Here is a 17,697-nt window from a genome sequence, read left to right as displayed (position 1 = left end):
AAAATGACAAAAACACGCAAACAAAGACGGTTAGAGGCACGCGAAAACAAAACTTTATTCGTTCCAAACTACGGATTTGCCGGAGCGCTTAAATCTTTCAAAGAATATTACGGAGTTGGGTACGAAAGATTTAACACCAAATATGTGACTATCAGGGAGGCAAAATAATATGACAAAAGAACAATTGAATCAAAAAGAACAGCATTACGCAGGCACACTGAAAGAAGCAGAGGAAATTATTCTAGCTGCAAAAGAAAATGTGTATCTGACTAAGCAACAAATCAGTGAAAAGCATAACAAGTTAGGTACGTACTTCTTGGTTGATCTAACTTACAGCTACAATGTACCGCGTGAAATCATGGAGAACGAATCAGTTGATGTGGAACAGGAACCACAGCATGAAGGTTTACCAGTAACTCAAAGTCATGATGGTTCATTCCAAGTAGATCCTAATCAAATGTCTATTGATGAAGTTGTGGATGAGGGTACTGAAGAAACTGAATCAAGTGATGCGCCATTTTAATAGAGGAGTGTGGAAGTAATGAAAATTACAAATGGCGCTGATATGAAACGTAGTGCGAACGCTAAAATCATCACGTATTCAAAGCCTGGTGATGGCAAGACAACTGTTGCCGGATTGCTACCAGGTAAGACATTAGTTTTTGATATCGATGGGACAAGCCAAGTGCTGGAAGGTTACTCGAATGTCGATATTGCAAAAATCGATGGAGAAGATGCACATAACAGCATCATTCAGTTTTATGGCTATGCGAAAGCAAACATTCAAAAATACGATAACATTTTCATAGACAACTTAACGCATTATCAAAAGTTATGGCTGCTGAATAAAGGTGAGAAAACTAAAAGTGGTATGCCTGAATTAAAGGATTACGCCATATTGGACAACCACCTATTGAAGTTAGTAGAAATATTCAACGCTCTTGATGCAAACGTAATCTATACAACATGGGAAACAACGAGGGAAATCATTCACGATGATGGCCAGAAGTACAATCAGTTCCTTCCAGACATTCGCGACAAGATTGTCAATCACATTATGGGAATCAACCATGTGGTCGCTAGATTAGTAAGAAAAGCAGACGGAGAACGAGGTTTCATACTGGAAGGTAATCAAACAATCTTTGCAAAGAATCATCTGGATGCGCGTAAGGGGTGCTTGCAAAAAGATTTGATTCTGCCTTCCACACAGCAGGCGGTAGAAGAACCGAAAAAATTTAAACGTGATGCTTATTACTACCATCCGGAAAGCGATACATTTGTAGAGTTTAAAAAAGGTGATGTAGTACCTGATGAAAATAATCTGGAATTCGGGCATTGTAATCCAATCACCAAAGAAAAATATGATAAAGGCATTCAAGAACAAAATGCAGTAACACCAAAAAATACAAAACAGAATGGAGATAATTAATATGTCATTTTTCAAAATGGATGAAGTCGAGGAAGTAAAAGGGTTTGAACTACCAAAGCCAGGTAAGTATGAAGCGGTAATTATTAACGCAGTTGCTAAAAAAACACAGGCAGGCAAAGACATGATGGTCGTTGATTTTGAAATCAGATCGGACGTTCCGCAGGAATCACAAGGTTCAAAGGTATTGTATAACAACTTCACTTTTGAACATCCGACAGCTCAAGGTATTGTTAAAAGTCTGTGTACATCAGCTGGAGTTCCACCAAATTATGCATTTTCTTCTTGTGAAGAAATGGCGAATCTGCTGATTAACCGTAATTTAGAAATTGGTGTTAAGCACGAGGCTGGTAATAATGGCAATACGTACGCGAAAGCGAGCTATTATAACCCTTCAAATGCTGACGCTTCACCACAAGTTGGAAGTGGTCCGATTAACGTCTCAGATGATGATCTTCCGTTCTAAAAAACTTTATAGAGAGGTCTGTTTCTACGGACTTCTCTTTTTTTATACTCATTTTTAGGAAAATACCATACACAGGAGGGGAGAAAGTTGAATCGAGAGGAATCAAACTTAATCGATGGGGAACTACACACAGAAGATTCGATTATTAAAAAGTACAAGAATTTAGTTTACAAACATGCGAATCGATTGGGTCGTAGAGATTTCCATTTCATACAAGACTTATCACAAGAAGGTTTTATTGGTCTGCTAGATGCGTTCAAACGATATGAAGATGATAAAGGTGCGAAGTTCATAACATACGCAACGCAATATGTTCGAGGGTATATGACTCGACTGCATGATAAACGAGACATTGTTTATACGCCTATCAACGTCGTGCGAACTGCTTGGCGTATCCAAAGAGGTGAATTGTGGGAGTTGCAGGACTCTGAGATATCACAAAAACTAGAAATCACAGAGAGGGAAGTAGAAAGTTCTAGAATTTACTTTAAGGTGAGATTCGCGGCTAGTTTAGATAATCAAGTGTATAGCGATTCAGAAGAACATACTTTATACGGTTTTATAAATTTTAATGAAGATTTTTCATCGGCAGCCGTGGAAGGTTATTGCAAAGGTATGTCAGAGAGGGAGTCGCTAATTATTAGGAGTTTAGCGGCTGGATACACTCAAGCAGAGATTGCTAGAAATATTGGATTATCCAAAAGCCGTATTGCACAACACACTAAAAAGATAAAAACGAGAATTGAGCGTACTACGAATTTTTGACGGAGGGATAGGGAATGAATCATACACCTGTCACTGCAGAAATGGTGAACCAGACATTCGAACAAATTGATAAAAGGGAGAATCCACAATGAATATACAAAAAACAACGCATCTAATTCAAGAATGGGCGGTAGAACGAAATTTACACACGGCTGATCCGCGAGGTCAAATGCTAAAACTCATGGAAGAGGTTGGAGAGATTGCTGCCGCACTCGCTCGTAAAGATATTGACGAGGTGATGGACGGCATAGGGGATGTTGGAGTAGTAATCAATATACTCGCTACGCAAGTCGGTTCAAGTATCGAGGAATGTATGGAGCTGGCATATAACGAAATCAAAGACCGTAAAGGCAAAATGGTCAATGGAGTTTTTGTAAAAGAAGCAGATTTGAAAACTTGTCCACACGGTGACAACTGGGATGACTGCCCTGATTGCAGACATTGATAATCAGGAGTAGACAGAAAATGTGAGGTGGGAGGTGCGGTAGATGGATGAAACAGTAGAGGTTTTGGAACAATTACAAAACGATGTTCAAACGATGAGGGAGAATGGAGAATCTGATTTGAGGTCGGTTTTATATCTAATCGAACTGGCGATAGCGAAATTAGTATAGCCGGCCAGTACGAACATAAAGCAAACTAACTAGGAGGGCAATCATGCAAGAGAATTACGATTTCAACAGTATTCCATCCGAACTCAAAGCCCTTCCGCAATGGATCCTGTGGAAGTCAGAGAAGAAGGGTGGCCGTTATACAAAAGTACCTTATCAAGTAGATGGTGAAATGGCTCAATCGAGTAATCGCAGCACGTGGTCCACTTTCGCAACAGTCATTAAGTTTTACATGAAGGGCGATTATGACGGAATCGGATTTGTATTCAGCAGACAAGATAATTACATTGGAGTCGATATTGATAATTGTGTTGTGGATGGAAAACCGAATACATTCGCGACGGAAATCATCGATTCGTTAGATTCGTATACAGAGTTTTCACCAAGTGGAAAAGGGCTTCACATCATCATCAAGGGTGGCCTTCCACAGAATGTAATGGGTACTGGTAGAAAAAATACTCAACACGGTTTAGAAATTTACTCATACGGTCGCTATTTCACTTTTACAGGTAATCGAGAAAACTCAAATGACGTGTATGATCGTACCGATGAGCTGGCAGAAGTATTCGAAAAGTATTTTGATGATAGCGACATCCAGGGTCGAGTAAATCTAGCAGACTTTGAAAATGATGAAATCAAAATATCGAATGAAACACTTTGGGAAAGAATGTTCCGTTCGAAAAGTGGAGATGTGATTAGGTCTTTATACAATGGCGATTTAATAGACGGCGATCACTCTTCCAGTGATTTGGCTTTATGTAACCATCTAGCATTCTGGACAGGTAAATCCGCAACTCGAATGGATGCTATGTTCCGGGAAACTGGACTGTTGCGTGATAAATGGGATGTCATTCATTTCAGAGAGACAAATGAAACCTATGGTGAGCGGACAATCGCAGAAGCCATCACTTCCACTCCTTCCACAATATTAGACCAGCAGCAGTACGACGAATTCTCTTTTGACTTTATCGATGGTGAAGAAGTGGACAAGCCGAAGAAGAAGTTCCGTTTAACCGAATTAGGAAATGCAGAACGGATCGCATACGAATATGGCCATACCATCAAATATGTTGGTGATATGGGCTGGCTCATATGGGACGGCAAGCGCTGGCGTGTCGATACAAAAAAAGAAATTGAAAGAATTACAAATAAAGTTTTGCGCGGTCTGTACAAATCAGAAGATGAAATGGAATCAAAGTGGGCGCGTATGTGTGAACGAAGAAATATCCGAATGAACAGCATTAAAGACTTAATGCCACTAGTTCCAGGTGAACGTACAGATTTCGACCTTCACAAATATTTGTTCAATGTCGATAACGGAATTCTTGATTTGAGGACAGGTAAGCTACAGCCGCATGATCGTGAATTGAATTTAACTAAAATCACAAATGTTGAATATGACAAAAAAGCAGAATGTCCAACTTGGATGAAGTTTTTAAGTCAAATATTCAAAGGTGACGCAGATTTGATTGAATACATGCAGCGGTTAGTTGGATATTCACTCACTGGTGACATATCAGAGCAAGGCATGTACTTCCTAGTCGGTGGTGGCTCCAATGGTAAATCGGTTTTCATTAATACGATTAAGAAAGTATTAGGTGATTACGGGATTCAAACAAGCTCGGAAACTTTCATTAAAAGAAAAAGTGATGGAGCAAATAATGATATTGCTAGATTAGCTAGTTCTCGATTTGTTTCAGCTGTGGAATCAGAAGAAGGGGAAAAGCTGCAAGAATCACTTGTTAAAACAATTACAGGTGGTGAGCCGATAACTGCAAGATTCTTGAGACAAGAGTTTTTCGAGTTCCTTCCAGAATTTAAAGTGTTTTTCACAACAAACCATAAACCTGTAATCGGTGGATTAGACGAAGGTATTTGGAGAAGGGTTAAAATCATTCCATTCAATTTAAGTTTGAAAGCGCATGAGCGCGATAGGAAGCTAGAAGAAAAGTTAACGCTTGAAATGCCGGGGATTCTAAATTGGGCGATTGAGGGCTGCTTGAAGTGGCAGAAGTCGGGACTGCAAGAGCCGAAGGTAGTGGCAGAAGCAACTGGTGCTTATAAAGACGATATGGATATTTTAGCGCCGTTTCTTAACGAAGCTTGTTATATCGACGAGCCGAAAAACGAAACGATCCAGATTGAAGCGAAAGAATTATACAGCGTTTATAACAATTGGTGTTTCAAAGCTGGTGAGCGCACTGTTGGAAATCGAACATTTTACAGGATGTTGGAAACGAAAGGTTACGGAAAAACAAAAGGAGCCGGAAATAAAACGTTTTTAACAGGTATTACCATAAAAGAACGTGCTCCCGTTACTGAAGGAGTTACCAGAAATGAAGAAAGCAGCTTTTTTAAGGTACTCAGTAACTCTTGAAACACCTTAAATAACTGATGATTTTTTTCACAAAGTCAATAGTACCAATAGTTAGAGTGAGGTATTTTAAGAGTTAGTTATTATAATTATTGGTTTTTCTGTTGATTAAAAATAAAAATAAATAAATATATACTATATAGAGCACTCAATACTTTTTTGGGTACTCTCAGTAACTGAATTAGCTTGAACCCTTGGTGCTATTGGATTTGTTGAGTTATTTTAAGTAACTATCTAGTTTTTTTGCAGAATCCAGTAACTAGCTAGTAACTACAAAATTACAGGATGTGGAAAATCTAATGGAAATCACAATAAAATTCATTGAAAACAATTTAAAGAGGAAAAAGGGCGCTAAAAGATTATGGACAGGTACTATTTACGCTAGATATTTGTATTATTGCAATCTTATTGGTGAAAAGCCTTTAGGCAACATCACGTTTTATAAGCAATTAGAAATGAACCGGATTCGCAGAAGTAAAAATAAACTTTATTTTTATGGAGTTGACCTTAAAGATGCGCCTACTGAAGATACTCTCACTGATATGGAGAAGTGGAGCAGAGATATACAGAGATGAATCAGATGGACGGCTGGCGTTGAAAGATGCTAGTCGGATCCCGTCTGAAGTATTGAAAGCAGCTGAACCAATTTTTAATCAGATTGATGATTGGTTTAAAAGTTGGGAAGGTGCGAATGGTCCAGATATTACAATTCGAAAAGCATTGGAATTGTATTGTGGATGGCAAGAGAACGAAAAAATGAATTCATGGCTTTGTTCAGATGAAGATTCATTAATGTTGCTACATGATTGGACAATCAAACTTGCTCAATCTGGATGGAAGAATCCGTATGATGATTATCGACAATATGAAAATGATGAATCCAATGCAATGAAAATTAAATTCTATGAACGTGCTCGAAAATGGGCTAGTGAAAATAAGTAGTTTGTGAGGAGGGAATTGAATTGAGAGAGATTAAGTTTCGCGCATGGGAAAAGAAGATGAAGGAAATAATTCCGGTGCATCAAATAGATTTCGAAAAAAAAATGATAAACACAGAATCAGCTTGGCGTTTATTTGATGAAATTGAATTAATGCAATACACAGGATTAAAAGACAAAAACGGTGTTGAGATTTATGAGGGAGATATTTTAAAAGAATCTTCTACCCATCCTTTAGTCGTTTTTATTAAAGAAGGGCACACACAAATAAGCTTCAAAGACTTTGGCATACCTTGCGAGGAATTTATTTATCGAAATGATATAGAAGATATGGATATAGCTGTAGTCGGCAATATCTACGAAAATCCTGAATTGTTAGCAGGTGAAGATGATTGATCCATTACAAATACACGGACACTGAAATTAAAGAAATCATGAAAACTATGACCATCGTTATAGACACTCGTGAAAACGTTAATGGTCACATCATCGAATATTTCAAGAAGAAAGAAATTCCTATGAAAATACAGAAGCTTGATACAGGGGATTACGGAGCTTTAATCCCTGCTAATCCGAAACTAGGGATTCCGCGTGATATTCATTTCAATGGTCGTGTTGAAAGAAAAGCACACATGGACGAAATTACAGGGAATTTGCAAAAAGATACGCAAACAGCATTTGAAAATGAATTGATACGTTCGAAAGATATCCCCTTCACTTTGATTGTGGAAGACCTGAACGGATATGAAAAAATGTTGAGAGGTCAATATCGTTCTAAATACGATCCGTTAGCATTGCTGGGAAGATTGAATACATTCAAAGCTAGATACAGTTTTGAAATTGTATATCTGGATAAGAGATTTAGCGGCAATTGGATATATCATCATTTCTATTATCAACTTAGACACTATTTGAAGTGTGGTGCGTTTTAGACAGATTATACGAAGGAGTGAATAAGATGGAGAAATTAAATCCGTGTCCCTTTTGCGGGGAGAATATAAGTTTAGGAATTAGCGATGATGAAGGGAATATGAGGAATGGAGATTACGAAAATGACCCGTGGTCTGGACTAACGTTCACGCTGATTCACGAGTATCAAAATGGCGTAATCTGTCCTATTGCTACTCACCGTGAAGAAATCTTAGGAAGCCGACTGTATGAGAGCAGAGAAGAAGCGATACAGTCATGGAATAAACGATACATTTAATGACGCGTTTCAAACATAAAACGCATCAAACAGAAAAGGTAGGTGGGCATATTTGTTTGAATGGCTAAAAGACTATCGAAGATTAGAAGATGAAATCAGTCTGATTGAATTTAACTTAGACCGTTCAGAAAGAGAATTGAAGCGTTGGGTAAGCGGTGACTTAGTTGGTGTAAGATTAAATTCTGATTCAGACGGTGCTAACTTAGAAGAAACAATTGAAAGTATTCAATATGAATTAGCTAACAAAATGAATGATTTGCATGATGTGCAGAAACTTATCGCTACATTCAGAGGACTCGAAAACCAAATACTCTATGGAAAGTATGTAGAAGGAAAGACACTACTCGATGTAGCATTCCATTTAGATAAGAGTCCCAACTATATTTATAACAAGCATGCTCAAATCATGAGGATGATTGATTACGCACACAATCTATAATTGTTATAACTTAATGTTATGTTAAGTTGTGGTGAAGTTATAGCAACCCTTGTAAATCTCATTTATAGTAAGAGTATAAAGAACTGAGCCGAGATCTTTATATTCCTACCTGTTGAACCACCTACACGATAGCCACGGATAGTGTGTTATTTACAATGTGTAGGTGGTTTTATTATCCAGTCCGTTAGGATACAATAACCACAAGGGGGAATGAACAATGGCTAATAAAGAATATAAAGATATGACTGACAAACAGAAAGCACACTACGATAAATGGATGGCGCGTTCTAAGAAGATGGGATCTACAGGCAAAGGGATGCAGCAGGCTGGAGGTAAGATGATAGGCTGTGGGTGTCTTCTCACTTTGTTAATAACCATTCCCATCATCCTGATTATCATATTCCTACTATAAGGAGTGATACCATGCAAGACAGAACAACATGCGATGAGTGTCAAGATGACTTCACAATCAAACTGAAAACCAAAACGCATAAGCTTACAATTAAAGAAACCTTCTTCACCTGTCCGAATTGCAAAAAGAAATATGTCGCATTCATTACAGATCCAGATTGTCGTAAGCTTCAAAAAGAAATCAAGCAGCTCCAATTAAATAAAATCATAGCGGCAAAACAATTTGCTGAAGATAAAATAAATGAAATCGAATATAAAAAAATGATTGATGAAACTCAAAATGAAATTAATCATTTTAAAAAAATATTGGAACCTAAGATGAAGAAATTAAAGTGGACATATGCAACCTAATACAAAGCACTTACTCATTACTGGGTGGGTGCTTTTACTATGTGCACAGATAGGAGTGAACGACATACTATCCATCATGCTAATACTTACAGGTTTATTACTAACCATATTTATTACCGTTCCATTGATACTATTCTTCATGATCTTCAGGTTAGCCAACAAGCAAGTACACGGACAGGCTAGAGCTACTAAACCATTCGTGTATGACCGAGAGTGTGGAGGTGATAGCCATGACCATACAGTACACCACAGATAAGGAACGTAAGAAGTTCTATCGTGGCAAGGACTGGGAACAGATACGTCAACAGGTACTCGAACGTGACAATCGCGAGTGTCAACAATGTAAACGTGAAGGTCGCGTGCATGTCGATTCAATCAAACAAGATGGAGAACGTAAATCCATTCAACTCAACGTAGACCACATACAAGAACTACATGACCGACCAGACTTAGCATTGAATCCTGACAACCTGCAAACACTCTGCTTACGTTGTCATAATAAGAAACACGGTCGATTCCACTGGAGGCCTCGTAAGGCTGATAGATGGGCCGATGATGAAGCCTGGTAACAGGACCCCCCTCTTGAAATCCGACCTATATAATCCATAAAGGGACCGGCGTGGGGGTGTTTCGTTGAGAAATTAATAGAAATAAGTAAATCCACGTGAGAGGGGGAGGGGGTATATTGGAAATCGACAAAATACTTCAGCAATTGTTGAGCAAAATTGATTGTGATGATTTGATTGAAGTTAAAAAAATTCATCGATATATTCAATTGTTGAAACTAGATGTTGAATGTGATCTAGCGATTGAAAGAGATGGTGCGACAATCATTGTCGAAAACGGTAAACAGCGTTTTATAAAAACTCACCCTTCGATGACAGAGAAAATGAAAATCAATACACAGTTAATAGCATTGGAAAAAACGTTTAATTTTATTAGCGAAGGGACATCCCCTCCACCTACTGCCTCAACTGTGGATGATAAAGAAGCATATACAGCAGATGATTTAGTATGATCAGCAATAAATATGTAGATGAGTACATTCAACTTTATGAATCAGGAAAAATAAAATTAAATAAAGAGCGGATCATGCTCATTGAATATTTACGCAAGTACGTATTGAATCGAGACGATTTGTATTTTGATGATGAAATGATTGAGAACTGCATTCGGTTTGGTGAAAAGTGGTATTTCCCGCTTGTGCCATTCGATAAGTTTTTGATTGCTTTCATCTTTTTATTTTTCAAAAAGAACAATCGTATATTTTACCGGAAACACTTATGGTTGATTGCCCGGGGTGCTGGAAAGAACGGTTTGATAACGGTCGTCACAAACTTCCTCATCAGTCCGTTACACGGCATCCAAGAATATAACATATCTATTGTTGCCAACTCTGAAGAACAAGCTAAAACATCATTCGATGAAGCTTACAACGTGATTGGACGCAGCAGTACATTGAAAGCAATGTTCGCCCGCACTAAAGTAAAAATCACATGTAAAAAAACAGAAGCCATTTTGAAGTTCCGTACATCAAACGGAGAAACAAAAGATGGTTTGCGTGATGGTGCGGTTGTTTTCGATGAAATTCACCAATACGAAGGAAATAAAGATGTCCGTGTTCATATTTCAGGTCTTGGGAAAAAGCCAAACCCGCGGGAATTTTATATAGGTACAGACGGATATGTCCGTGACGGCTTTCTCGACAACATGAAAGAAAAAGCATTGAAGGTATTGAAAGGTGAAGCGCGTGTAAATTCACTTTTCCCCTTCATCTGTAAATTAGATGATGAAGAAGAAGTCGACAATATATCCAATTGGGAAAAAGCTAACCCGATGTTGTGTGAGCCACGTGGTGATTACGCTCAAGGTTTGTTCGATACTATTTTTGAAGAATACGAGGATTTGGAAGACGATCCTACTAACCGCGAAGAGTTTATGACTAAGCGTATGAATCTACCAATGACTGATTTAGAAAAGTCTGTTGCTAAATGGGAAGAAATCGAAGCGACAAACAGACCATTCCCAGACCTTGAATATAAAGAATGTATCGGTTGCTTAGACTATGCATCAATTCGAGACTTCGCTGCTTGCGGTCTTCTGTTCAGAGATGAAGGAGACTATATTTTTAAAACACATTCGTATGCACGGAAAGCCTTCGTAGATAAATTTTATAGTTATTCAAAAAGACACGATGCCGAGATGGCGGGGAAAGTAAAGTTTGCTCCTATTAGAGAATGGGAGAATCGAGGACTAATGACAGTTGTGGATGGCGAGACGATTGATCCAAATGTTATCGTCCAATGGTTCGTAAAAATGAGAGAGTTTCATGATATTAAAAAAATCATTGCTGATAATTTCCGAATGGAGATTTTGAGACCTCTATTTGAAGCTGAAGGATTTGAAATTGAGATTATAAAGAATCCGCGAGCCATCCACAGTTTGCTTGCACCAAGAATTGAACTCGCTTTTGCGAATCAGCAAATTATTTTCGATGATAATCCACTGATGCGCTGGTACACAAATAATGTACTTGTTTCTATTAAGAAGGACGGAAATAAAGAGTATTTGAAGAAAGAGCCAGTCAGAAGAAAAACAGATGGATTCCAAGCTTTTGTACACGGCATGTATCGAGCTGATGAAATACTGGAAAGTGAAACAGAGTTTATACTCGACAGCATTAGCTTCTAATTAGAGGGGAGGTGTTAATTTGGGATTATTCGATAGGTTGCTAGGCAAATTAGGACCGGACAGTGAAATAGGTTGGTCGTTCGATTTGGAGTTGTTCGAAAAAACATCTGAGCGAACGTACATGAAAAGACTTGCTGTAGAAATTTGTATTTCATTTCTAGCAAGAACAATCAGTCAGTCAGAGTTTCGCGTGAAAAATGGGGAAAAATACTTAAAAGATGAATTGTATTACAAGTTGAATGTCAGGCCATCCAAGAATACAACAGCTAGCACCTTCTGGCAGACGGTCATCCACAAGTTGGTATACGACAATGAAGTGTTAATCATTACTTCAGATGATGATGATTTACTCATTGCGGATGACTTCCAACATAACGAGTTTGCCGTGTACGATGATATTTTTTCTAATGTAGTTGTTAAAGGTTTTGAGTTCAAACGAACCTTCAACCAACAAGAAGTCATTCATCTGCGCTATGGAAATGAAAAGTTGCAAACATTAATCAATAGTCTGTTTGCAGATTACGGTGAGTTGTTCGGTCGTGTGCTCGCTGCACAAAAAAGAAAGAATCAGATTCGCTCTACTGTTGATATGGACATGTTGGCAGCAAAAGGTACGGAACACCAAGCTAAATTTCAACAGTTTATCGACAACATGTATGCGGCAATTGAGAAAAAGGATGTCGCTATCATACCGCAACAAAAAGGTATTACTTATGACGAAAAAACTGCGGGAAGTTTACCAGGACAGACTGTGGATGACTTAGATCGTGTGACGGACGGCTTCTTGAATCAAGTAGCAATGGCTATGGGTATTCCAGTAAGTCTATTGCGTGGCGATATGGCAGACGTAGAAAAGCAAACGAAAAACTATATGTTCTTCACTGTTTCTCCATTACTCAAGAAAATTAAAGATGAAGCAAATGTAAAGTTCTTTACGATGTCTGAATACTTAAAAGGTGACTGTATCGATATCCGTAAGCCGTCTTACCGTGACATATTCGACCTGGCTACGGCAGTTGATAAACTACGAGCATCCGGCATTATGAACGGTCATGAAATCCGTAGTGAACTCGGGTTAGAAAGGGTTGAAAATGAAATGTTGGATTCTTATGTCATTACCAAGAACTATCAAGATGGAGACGATTTGAAGGGAGGTGAGAATGAATGAAGGCTAATAAACAAAAGAATTACTTCAACATGAAAAAAGCGAGTGCTGAACGTGGAGAAATTCACATTTATGGCGACATCATCAATGAAGATTGGAGATGGGAAAACGACACAAGCGCTGTCAGTTTCCGCGATGAATTAGCTGCACTTGGAGATGTAGAGGTAATCGATTTACGCATCAACTCTGGTGGTGGAGATGTATTCGAAGCGTCATCTATCTACAATATGTTGAAACGACACAAGGCACGTATCGAGGTTCACATTGATGGTCTAGCCGCTTCTGCTGCATCTGTGATTGCAATGGCAGGGGACAAGGTGTCAATGCCTAAAAATTCTATGCTGATGATTCATAACGCTTGGACTATCACGATGGGTAATCATAACGATCTACGCAAAGCCGCGGATGAAATCGAGAAGATTAGTGCATCTACTGTTAAGCAATCGTATCTTGATAAGAATCCAGAAATTAAAGCCGATGAGATTTCTCGCCTCATGGATGAAGAAACGTGGCTTACGGCTGATGAAGCGCTGGCTATGGGATTGATTGATGAAGTGACATCATTAACCCAAGTAGCTGCATCTTTAACGGATGAACAGATTGCCCGTTATAAGAATGCTCCATCCGCATTGATTGAACCACAACCAATTGAGAACGCAGAAATCGAATCAATGAAACAACAGATTGCTGAACTGACAGCTCAGATTAACAAACCTAAAGAGCCTGAACAGGAACCCGCTAAACAAGCGAACCTTTCAAGGCTCTTTTTGAATCTATAAAAAACTAGGAGGCCATATACTATGGTTATTAAATTTAACAAGACAGAAGAATTCAATAAAGCTAAAAACGCATTAGCAGCTACACTATCGAATGCTGAATCTACACAGGAACAACAAAACGCAGCATTACAAGATTATTTCGACGTACTTCAATCAGAGGTTTCTAATGCTGTACACAAGCAAGTGAATAGCGATATGACGGATCGTTCGATTCTTCAGTCACGAGGTCAAAACGTATTAACAAGCGAAGAAACAAGTTTCTTCAATGCAGTTGTACTTGAAGGTGGGTTCAAAGAGGATTCAATCCTCCCTGTAACGACTCAGGAGCGTGTATTCGAAGACTTAACAGAAGCGCACCCATTGTTACAAGCTATCGGCTTGCAGAACCTTGGGGCGGTCACACGCTACATTACGAGCGATCCAACTAAAGCTTATGCGTGGGGCCCACTGTTCGGGGATATTAAGGGGCAAGTAAACGCTGCGTTTGGCGAAGAAACAATCACTTCCCTTAAATTGACCGCTTTCGCAGTTGTACCGAATGACATGCTTGATCTTGGTCCTGTATGGATTGAACGATTCACTCGCACATTGCTAGTAGAAAGCTATTCTGTCGGTTTGGAATACGGATTTGTAAACGGCAAAGGCCCAACTTCTAATGAGCCAGTAGGATTGTTAAAAGACGTTTCAGGAGTTGGAGCAGTTACAGATAAAGTTTCTTCTGGAACGCTAACGTTCGAACCATCTGTAAACGGTGAAATCGTAGCTGGTGAACTTTACGGTGTAGTTGCTGCACTATCTGTGGACGAAAAGCTGAAGAATCGTAAAGTTCTTAACAAGATTGTCATGGTCGTAAATCCGATTGATGCAATTGCTGTACAAGCTCGAAACACAATCCAGACTGCTAACGGTCAATGGGTGACGGCAATGCCTTACAACATTGAAGTTGTTGAGTCAGAAGAGATTCCAGTTAAAAAAGCATTGTTTTTTGTAAAGGGTGAATACATTGCAAACCTTGCAGGTGGTTATCAGTTGAAGAAATTCGACCAGACACTTGCTATTGAAGATGCAACACTTTACACAATCAAACAGTTTGCAAATGGTAAGCCAAAGGATAACAAGGCGGCTCTATTGTACGACTTGGATATTAAGTTTACTCCAGCTGTTCCGATTCCATAAGAAAGGGTGACGCTGCATGAATTACAAAGTAATTAATACTTTCAAAGAAAAACATGACAATGATCGAGTCTATAAAGCCGGGGATCCATACCCGGCAGATGGATTCAAACCTACAAAGAACCGTATTGAAGAGTTGTCGGTAAAGCATCCCGAATACGATGTAGTGTTCATCAAAGAAGATAAACTCAAAGAAGAAAAGGTAAAGAAAAATAAGAAGAAGGAGTGAGTCGCATGATTACTTCAATAGTTTTGGAACAATTTAAAGCTCGTATGCGTATCACGCACAATTCAGAGGACAGCAACCTACAAGAGTTGTTGTCTTTTTCTGTTGCGTATATAACCGCAAAATGTGGTGCTTTTGATTTCGAAAATGAACAAGCGAAAGAATTAGTGTTCGAACGTACCCGGTTTGCATATAACGACGCATTGGAATACTTCGAAGATAGTTTTAGAAGCGAAATTCATTCACTCGGTATTGAAATGGCGTTGAAAGCGGTGGTGCCTAATGCGCCTACCATATAAACGACCCAAAACAAATACAGGTGACTTGCGGACGCCAATTACATTCTATGAATACGCACCAAATGAAGGACCCGAACCAGGGGAAGTTGAGAAGAATGTATTATTCAAATCATGGGCAAAGATTGACGGCGTTTGGTTGAAAGATGTTGAGCTTGCTAAGTCTACAGGCACGTTATCAGATATCACGGTGACGATACGTGACCCTCAAGGAAGCTATTTCCCAACTAACCAACATTATCTATCAATTGATGCTCCTGAATACAAGAATATCCGTTACAACATTAAGCATGTAGATCCGGACTTGCAGAATAAACAATTCGTTCGTATCGTGGCAGGTGTTACTCTATGAGTGTAAAAATTACTGGAGTTAAAAACCTTATCAGTAGTTTAGAGTCGAAGTTTGGACCAGCTCAAATGAGACAAATCGAAGATGAAGCTTTAAAAGCTGGGGCAAAAGTATTCAAAAAAGAGTTAATTGCTCAATTCGAAACGTTCAAAGTTGACGGCTATTCAATTGATGAGATGACACTGACCGACCCCTATTCTTTAAATGGGGTTAGAACTATTACGGTGAAATGGAAAGGCCCGCACAAACGTTATACCATTATCCACCTTAACGAATTCGGAACAATAAAGAATCCTAGTCCAAGGGGTAAAGGAGCGATTGCACGCGCTTTGCAAATTTCGCAGACAGCCTATCGCAATGCCCTTAGAGACAAGATTAAGGCGATGATGTAATGGATATGATGGATGTAATTTATAACGAACTGATGGCTGACGAATATATTAAACAGCAAGCCAGCGGACGCATTAAATTTTATGATTATCCACAGGCTGCTGACGTTGTTAATCCGTATATCGTTATTGATCCTCTGTCACCTCCACTTCCTAGTGATTATGGGGACGATGAACCTTTGTATGATGAGTATCTATATCAAATAGATGTGTGGACGAAAAATCGGCTAATTACGAAAGAGTTAGCGAGAAGAATTGGTCAAGTTATGAAAAGTCTCGGTTACGGATATTTCGGAGGCGCAGCGGATGAGTATGACAAGGATTCTGGAGTATTTAGGGATGCTCGAAGATATAAAGGAAAAGCAAAGACGCTCATTTGAGAGTCTTTTTTTAATATAAAAAATAGGAGTGATTTAGATGGTATTAGCAAAAAATTATTCATCTGCAACAGGAGTGGACGAGTTTTACTACGGGGTACTTCAACCTGATGATGTAAAGATTGTGGAGACAAAGCCGGAACGAGTGAAGTATTTGCAAGAAATCAACGTGGACATGCCGCAAGAGATTTCCAAGGCTTATGGCGATAACGGAATCGCAGAAATGGCTACTTCTAACGGAGATATTTCTGTAACGTCACAATTCCACAAGGTGCCCATGGAAGACAAAACAAAGTTACTTGGTTGGGAAACTAAAACAGGTATTACTGCTGCAGGCAAGAATGATAACTCACCTTACGTTGCGGTTATCTTTGCAAAGACATATGAAGACGGTACACGTGAATATGTAGGATTGCCTAAAGGTAAATTCATGCGTCCGGGCGTTAAGGGCGAAACGAAAAAAGAAGGCGTAGAGTTTTCTTCTGATGAAATGACAGCGGAATTCATGGATCGAATTGTGGAAGGATTCGAAGATGAAAAGTCTGTGTTTTTTGCAATAGATGCAAAAGGAGAAACTACTAACCGTGATGCATTGTTCTTGAAAATTTTTGGTGTTACTCATCCCGATGTAGTACCAGGACCATAAGCAATAAAGTGATTAAAGGGCGAGTGCAATACTCGCTCTCTTTTATTTGATTTCTAATCTGAGAGGAGAAAATGATAATGGCTAATTTAAAACGAAATACAATCACTTTAGTAAAAGAAGTAAAAGAGGGAGAGGTAATTACAGAAACATATTTAACTCCTGCCTTTGTTCCCCTAAGTATTGTTTATGAAGCAAATGACGTATCTGAATACGTGTTCAAAGAAGAGGACAAAAAGTCGGAGCGTGAAAGATTCGAAAAGATGATTGAGTTCACAGTTTCTCTTTATGGAAATCAATTTAATAAAGAGGATTTAACGAAAGGGTTACACGGACCGGAAGCAATCGAAGTATTGACTGACCAATTAATGTTTGCTGCGAATGGCATTCAGGATGAAGCTACAAAAAAATTCCTGGCGAAGAAACGCTAACGGATGAGGACTTCTCTTTCGCCAAACAGAAAGAATACATGGACAAACTCATCCAGGATTTAATGAAAGACGGAAAAGACATAAACGAAATTCTCAACATGCCATATCACTTTGTTCTTCAGATTTTATCGGAGAAATCAAAACCGAAGCAAGAGAAATCCTTAATATCCGCATTCGGCGGCTGACGAGA

The 17,697-nt window shown here is 38.8% G+C and carries 29 protein-coding genes and 1 pseudogene; all 30 read left to right on the top strand.

The features are described 5' to 3' along the window. Positions 1-3 precede the first annotated feature (3 nt). The 30 genes and pseudogenes from ACRPI0_RS10940 to gpGT all read left to right on the top strand — a co-directional run bounded on the left by ACRPI0_RS10940 (position 4) and on the right by gpGT (position 17,692). Positions 4-168 carry a hypothetical protein gene (locus tag ACRPI0_RS10940; RefSeq protein WP_432352686.1) on the top strand — a complete coding sequence of 55 codons (165 nt, stop codon included), beginning with the start codon at positions 4-6 and terminating at the stop codon, positions 166-168. A gap of 1 nt (position 169) precedes the next feature. Next, positions 170-523, top strand: coding sequence for an organic solvent tolerance protein OstA (locus ACRPI0_RS10935; protein ID WP_432352685.1), 354 nt, complete (start codon positions 170-172; stop codon positions 521-523). An 18-nt stretch (positions 524-541) separates the two neighbouring features. After that, a pseudogene (locus ACRPI0_RS10930) lies at positions 542-1,207 on the top strand (AAA family ATPase); the annotation flags it as partial. Between the two features lie 223 nt (positions 1,208-1,430). Then, entirely contained in the window at positions 1,431-1,892 is a 462-nt protein-coding gene (locus ACRPI0_RS10925) for a DUF669 domain-containing protein (RefSeq protein WP_432352684.1), read from the top strand. A gap of 87 nt (positions 1,893-1,979) precedes the next feature. Then, a complete protein-coding gene (locus tag ACRPI0_RS10920; protein WP_432352683.1) occupies positions 1,980-2,657 on the top strand; it encodes a sigma-70 family RNA polymerase sigma factor in 678 nt (225 codons plus the stop codon). Positions 2,658-2,745: 88 nt separating this feature from the next. Beyond that, on the top strand, positions 2,746-3,102 hold the full coding sequence (locus tag ACRPI0_RS10915; protein ID WP_432352682.1) for a MazG-like family protein: 357 nt from the start codon (positions 2,746-2,748) through the stop codon (positions 3,100-3,102). Positions 3,103-3,145: 43 nt separating this feature from the next. Beyond that, on the top strand, positions 3,146-3,271 hold the full coding sequence (locus ACRPI0_RS10910) for a hypothetical protein (RefSeq protein ID WP_432352681.1): 126 nt from the start codon (positions 3,146-3,148) through the stop codon (positions 3,269-3,271). A 43-nt stretch (positions 3,272-3,314) separates the two neighbouring features. Continuing rightward, the gene (locus ACRPI0_RS10905; protein ID WP_432352680.1) at positions 3,315-5,645 is read left to right on the top strand and encodes a phage/plasmid primase, P4 family; all 2,331 of its coding nucleotides are present in this window, start codon (positions 3,315-3,317) and stop codon (positions 5,643-5,645) included. Positions 5,646-5,941: 296 nt separating this feature from the next. Continuing rightward, a complete protein-coding gene (locus ACRPI0_RS10900; RefSeq protein WP_432352679.1) occupies positions 5,942-6,217 on the top strand; it encodes a hypothetical protein in 276 nt (91 codons plus the stop codon). A gap of 19 nt (positions 6,218-6,236) precedes the next feature. Next, positions 6,237-6,584 carry a hypothetical protein gene (locus tag ACRPI0_RS10895; protein ID WP_432352678.1) on the top strand — a complete coding sequence of 116 codons (348 nt, stop codon included), beginning with the start codon at positions 6,237-6,239 and terminating at the stop codon, positions 6,582-6,584. A gap of 20 nt (positions 6,585-6,604) precedes the next feature. Further along, positions 6,605-6,976 carry a YopX family protein gene (locus ACRPI0_RS10890; RefSeq protein ID WP_432352677.1) on the top strand — a complete coding sequence of 124 codons (372 nt, stop codon included), beginning with the start codon at positions 6,605-6,607 and terminating at the stop codon, positions 6,974-6,976. Beyond that, the gene (locus ACRPI0_RS10885) at positions 6,973-7,512 is read left to right on the top strand and encodes an ERCC4 domain-containing protein (RefSeq protein ID WP_432352676.1); all 540 of its coding nucleotides are present in this window, start codon (positions 6,973-6,975) and stop codon (positions 7,510-7,512) included. Before ACRPI0_RS10890 ends, ACRPI0_RS10885 begins: the two co-directional genes overlap by 4 nt. A 26-nt stretch (positions 7,513-7,538) precedes the next feature. Then, complete coding sequence (locus ACRPI0_RS10880) at positions 7,539-7,787, top strand: hypothetical protein (protein WP_432352675.1); 249 nt, start codon at positions 7,539-7,541, stop codon at positions 7,785-7,787. A gap of 52 nt (positions 7,788-7,839) precedes the next feature. Beyond that, entirely contained in the window at positions 7,840-8,226 is a 387-nt protein-coding gene (locus ACRPI0_RS10875; RefSeq protein WP_432352674.1) for a hypothetical protein, read from the top strand. A gap of 217 nt (positions 8,227-8,443) precedes the next feature. Continuing rightward, positions 8,444-8,638 (top strand): hypothetical protein, encoded by a 195-nt coding sequence (locus ACRPI0_RS10870; protein WP_432352673.1) that lies wholly within the window; start codon positions 8,444-8,446, stop codon positions 8,636-8,638. Positions 8,639-8,649: 11 nt separating this feature from the next. Further along, positions 8,650-8,988, top strand: a complete 339-nt coding sequence (locus ACRPI0_RS10865) for a hypothetical protein (protein ID WP_432352672.1) — start codon at positions 8,650-8,652, stop codon at positions 8,986-8,988. Positions 8,989-9,218: 230 nt separating this feature from the next. Next, positions 9,219-9,557, top strand: a complete 339-nt coding sequence (locus tag ACRPI0_RS10860) for an HNH endonuclease (protein WP_432352671.1) — start codon at positions 9,219-9,221, stop codon at positions 9,555-9,557. Between the two features lie 116 nt (positions 9,558-9,673). Further along, on the top strand, positions 9,674-10,006 hold the full coding sequence (locus ACRPI0_RS10855; RefSeq protein ID WP_432352670.1) for a P27 family phage terminase small subunit: 333 nt from the start codon (positions 9,674-9,676) through the stop codon (positions 10,004-10,006). Continuing rightward, positions 10,003-11,679, top strand: a complete 1,677-nt coding sequence (locus tag ACRPI0_RS10850; protein WP_432352669.1) for a terminase TerL endonuclease subunit — start codon at positions 10,003-10,005, stop codon at positions 11,677-11,679. The genes ACRPI0_RS10855 and ACRPI0_RS10850 overlap by 4 nt, the downstream gene beginning before the upstream one ends. A gap of 19 nt (positions 11,680-11,698) precedes the next feature. Next, entirely contained in the window at positions 11,699-12,847 is a 1,149-nt protein-coding gene (locus tag ACRPI0_RS10845) for a phage portal protein (RefSeq protein WP_432352668.1), read from the top strand. Continuing rightward, positions 12,844-13,623, top strand: coding sequence for a head maturation protease, ClpP-related (locus tag ACRPI0_RS10840; RefSeq protein ID WP_432352667.1), 780 nt, complete (start codon positions 12,844-12,846; stop codon positions 13,621-13,623). Before ACRPI0_RS10845 ends, ACRPI0_RS10840 begins: the two co-directional genes overlap by 4 nt. Positions 13,624-13,644: 21 nt before the next feature. Then, complete coding sequence (locus tag ACRPI0_RS10835; protein ID WP_432352666.1) at positions 13,645-14,799, top strand: phage major capsid protein; 1,155 nt, start codon at positions 13,645-13,647, stop codon at positions 14,797-14,799. Between the two features lie 16 nt (positions 14,800-14,815). After that, entirely contained in the window at positions 14,816-15,025 is a 210-nt protein-coding gene (locus ACRPI0_RS10830; protein WP_432352665.1) for a hypothetical protein, read from the top strand. Positions 15,026-15,030: 5 nt separating this feature from the next. Continuing rightward, positions 15,031-15,321: a head-tail connector protein gene (locus ACRPI0_RS10825; protein WP_432352664.1), complete on the top strand. Its 291-nt coding sequence runs from the start codon at positions 15,031-15,033 to the stop codon at positions 15,319-15,321. Then, the gene (locus ACRPI0_RS10820; protein WP_432352663.1) at positions 15,305-15,670 is read left to right on the top strand and encodes a phage head completion protein; all 366 of its coding nucleotides are present in this window, start codon (positions 15,305-15,307) and stop codon (positions 15,668-15,670) included. Before ACRPI0_RS10825 ends, ACRPI0_RS10820 begins: the two co-directional genes overlap by 17 nt. After that, positions 15,667-16,059, top strand: a complete 393-nt coding sequence (locus ACRPI0_RS10815) for a hypothetical protein (RefSeq protein WP_432352662.1) — start codon at positions 15,667-15,669, stop codon at positions 16,057-16,059. Before ACRPI0_RS10820 ends, ACRPI0_RS10815 begins: the two co-directional genes overlap by 4 nt. Further along, positions 16,059-16,436, top strand: a complete 378-nt coding sequence (locus ACRPI0_RS10810) for a hypothetical protein (protein WP_432352661.1) — start codon at positions 16,059-16,061, stop codon at positions 16,434-16,436. Before ACRPI0_RS10815 ends, ACRPI0_RS10810 begins: the two co-directional genes overlap by 1 nt. A gap of 37 nt (positions 16,437-16,473) precedes the next feature. Beyond that, positions 16,474-17,079, top strand: a complete 606-nt coding sequence (locus ACRPI0_RS10805) for a major tail protein (protein ID WP_432352660.1) — start codon at positions 16,474-16,476, stop codon at positions 17,077-17,079. 77 nt (positions 17,080-17,156) lie between these two features. Next, on the top strand, positions 17,157-17,507 hold the full coding sequence (gene gpG / locus ACRPI0_RS10800) for a phage tail assembly chaperone G (protein WP_432352659.1): 351 nt from the start codon (positions 17,157-17,159) through the stop codon (positions 17,505-17,507). 38 nt (positions 17,508-17,545) lie between these two features. Beyond that, complete coding sequence (gene gpGT / locus ACRPI0_RS10795; protein WP_432352658.1) at positions 17,546-17,692, top strand: phage tail assembly chaperone GT; 147 nt, start codon at positions 17,546-17,548, stop codon at positions 17,690-17,692. Positions 17,693-17,697 lie beyond the last annotated feature (5 nt).

The organism is Sporosarcina sp. A2 (assembly GCF_050858885.1).
Lineage (GTDB): Bacteria > Bacillota > Bacilli > Bacillales_A > Planococcaceae > Sporosarcina.
The sequence above is the reverse complement of the archived record's forward strand: the minus strand, read 5'-3'. Positions and strand labels throughout refer to the sequence as shown.

Coding starts and splice junctions, on each gene's coding strand:
- ACRPI0_RS10865 (WP_432352672.1), top strand. CDS start 8,650: ATGCAAGACAGAACAACATGCGATGAGTGTCAAGATGACTTCACAATC.
- ACRPI0_RS10925 (WP_432352684.1), top strand. CDS start 1,431: ATGTCATTTTTCAAAATGGATGAAGTCGAGGAAGTAAAAGGGTTTGAA.
- ACRPI0_RS10825 (WP_432352664.1), top strand. CDS start 15,031: ATGATTACTTCAATAGTTTTGGAACAATTTAAAGCTCGTATGCGTATC.
- ACRPI0_RS10905 (WP_432352680.1), top strand. CDS start 3,315: ATGCAAGAGAATTACGATTTCAACAGTATTCCATCCGAACTCAAAGCC.
- ACRPI0_RS10820 (WP_432352663.1), top strand. CDS start 15,305: ATGCGCCTACCATATAAACGACCCAAAACAAATACAGGTGACTTGCGG.
- ACRPI0_RS10815 (WP_432352662.1), top strand. CDS start 15,667: ATGAGTGTAAAAATTACTGGAGTTAAAAACCTTATCAGTAGTTTAGAG.
- ACRPI0_RS10910 (WP_432352681.1), top strand. CDS start 3,146: ATGGATGAAACAGTAGAGGTTTTGGAACAATTACAAAACGATGTTCAA.
- ACRPI0_RS10870 (WP_432352673.1), top strand. CDS start 8,444: ATGGCTAATAAAGAATATAAAGATATGACTGACAAACAGAAAGCACAC.
- ACRPI0_RS10810 (WP_432352661.1), top strand. CDS start 16,059: ATGGATATGATGGATGTAATTTATAACGAACTGATGGCTGACGAATAT.
- ACRPI0_RS10880 (WP_432352675.1), top strand. CDS start 7,539: ATGGAGAAATTAAATCCGTGTCCCTTTTGCGGGGAGAATATAAGTTTA.
- ACRPI0_RS10860 (WP_432352671.1), top strand. CDS start 9,219: ATGACCATACAGTACACCACAGATAAGGAACGTAAGAAGTTCTATCGT.
- ACRPI0_RS10840 (WP_432352667.1), top strand. CDS start 12,844: ATGAAGGCTAATAAACAAAAGAATTACTTCAACATGAAAAAAGCGAGT.
- ACRPI0_RS10900 (WP_432352679.1), top strand. CDS start 5,942: ATGGAAATCACAATAAAATTCATTGAAAACAATTTAAAGAGGAAAAAG.
- ACRPI0_RS10835 (WP_432352666.1), top strand. CDS start 13,645: ATGGTTATTAAATTTAACAAGACAGAAGAATTCAATAAAGCTAAAAAC.
- gpGT (WP_432352658.1), top strand. CDS start 17,546: ATGGACAAACTCATCCAGGATTTAATGAAAGACGGAAAAGACATAAAC.
- gpG (WP_432352659.1), top strand. CDS start 17,157: ATGGCTAATTTAAAACGAAATACAATCACTTTAGTAAAAGAAGTAAAA.
- ACRPI0_RS10805 (WP_432352660.1), top strand. CDS start 16,474: ATGGTATTAGCAAAAAATTATTCATCTGCAACAGGAGTGGACGAGTTT.
- ACRPI0_RS10830 (WP_432352665.1), top strand. CDS start 14,816: ATGAATTACAAAGTAATTAATACTTTCAAAGAAAAACATGACAATGAT.
- ACRPI0_RS10850 (WP_432352669.1), top strand. CDS start 10,003: ATGATCAGCAATAAATATGTAGATGAGTACATTCAACTTTATGAATCA.
- ACRPI0_RS10915 (WP_432352682.1), top strand. CDS start 2,746: ATGAATATACAAAAAACAACGCATCTAATTCAAGAATGGGCGGTAGAA.
- ACRPI0_RS10935 (WP_432352685.1), top strand. CDS start 170: ATGACAAAAGAACAATTGAATCAAAAAGAACAGCATTACGCAGGCACA.
- ACRPI0_RS10940 (WP_432352686.1), top strand. CDS start 4: ATGACAAAAACACGCAAACAAAGACGGTTAGAGGCACGCGAAAACAAA.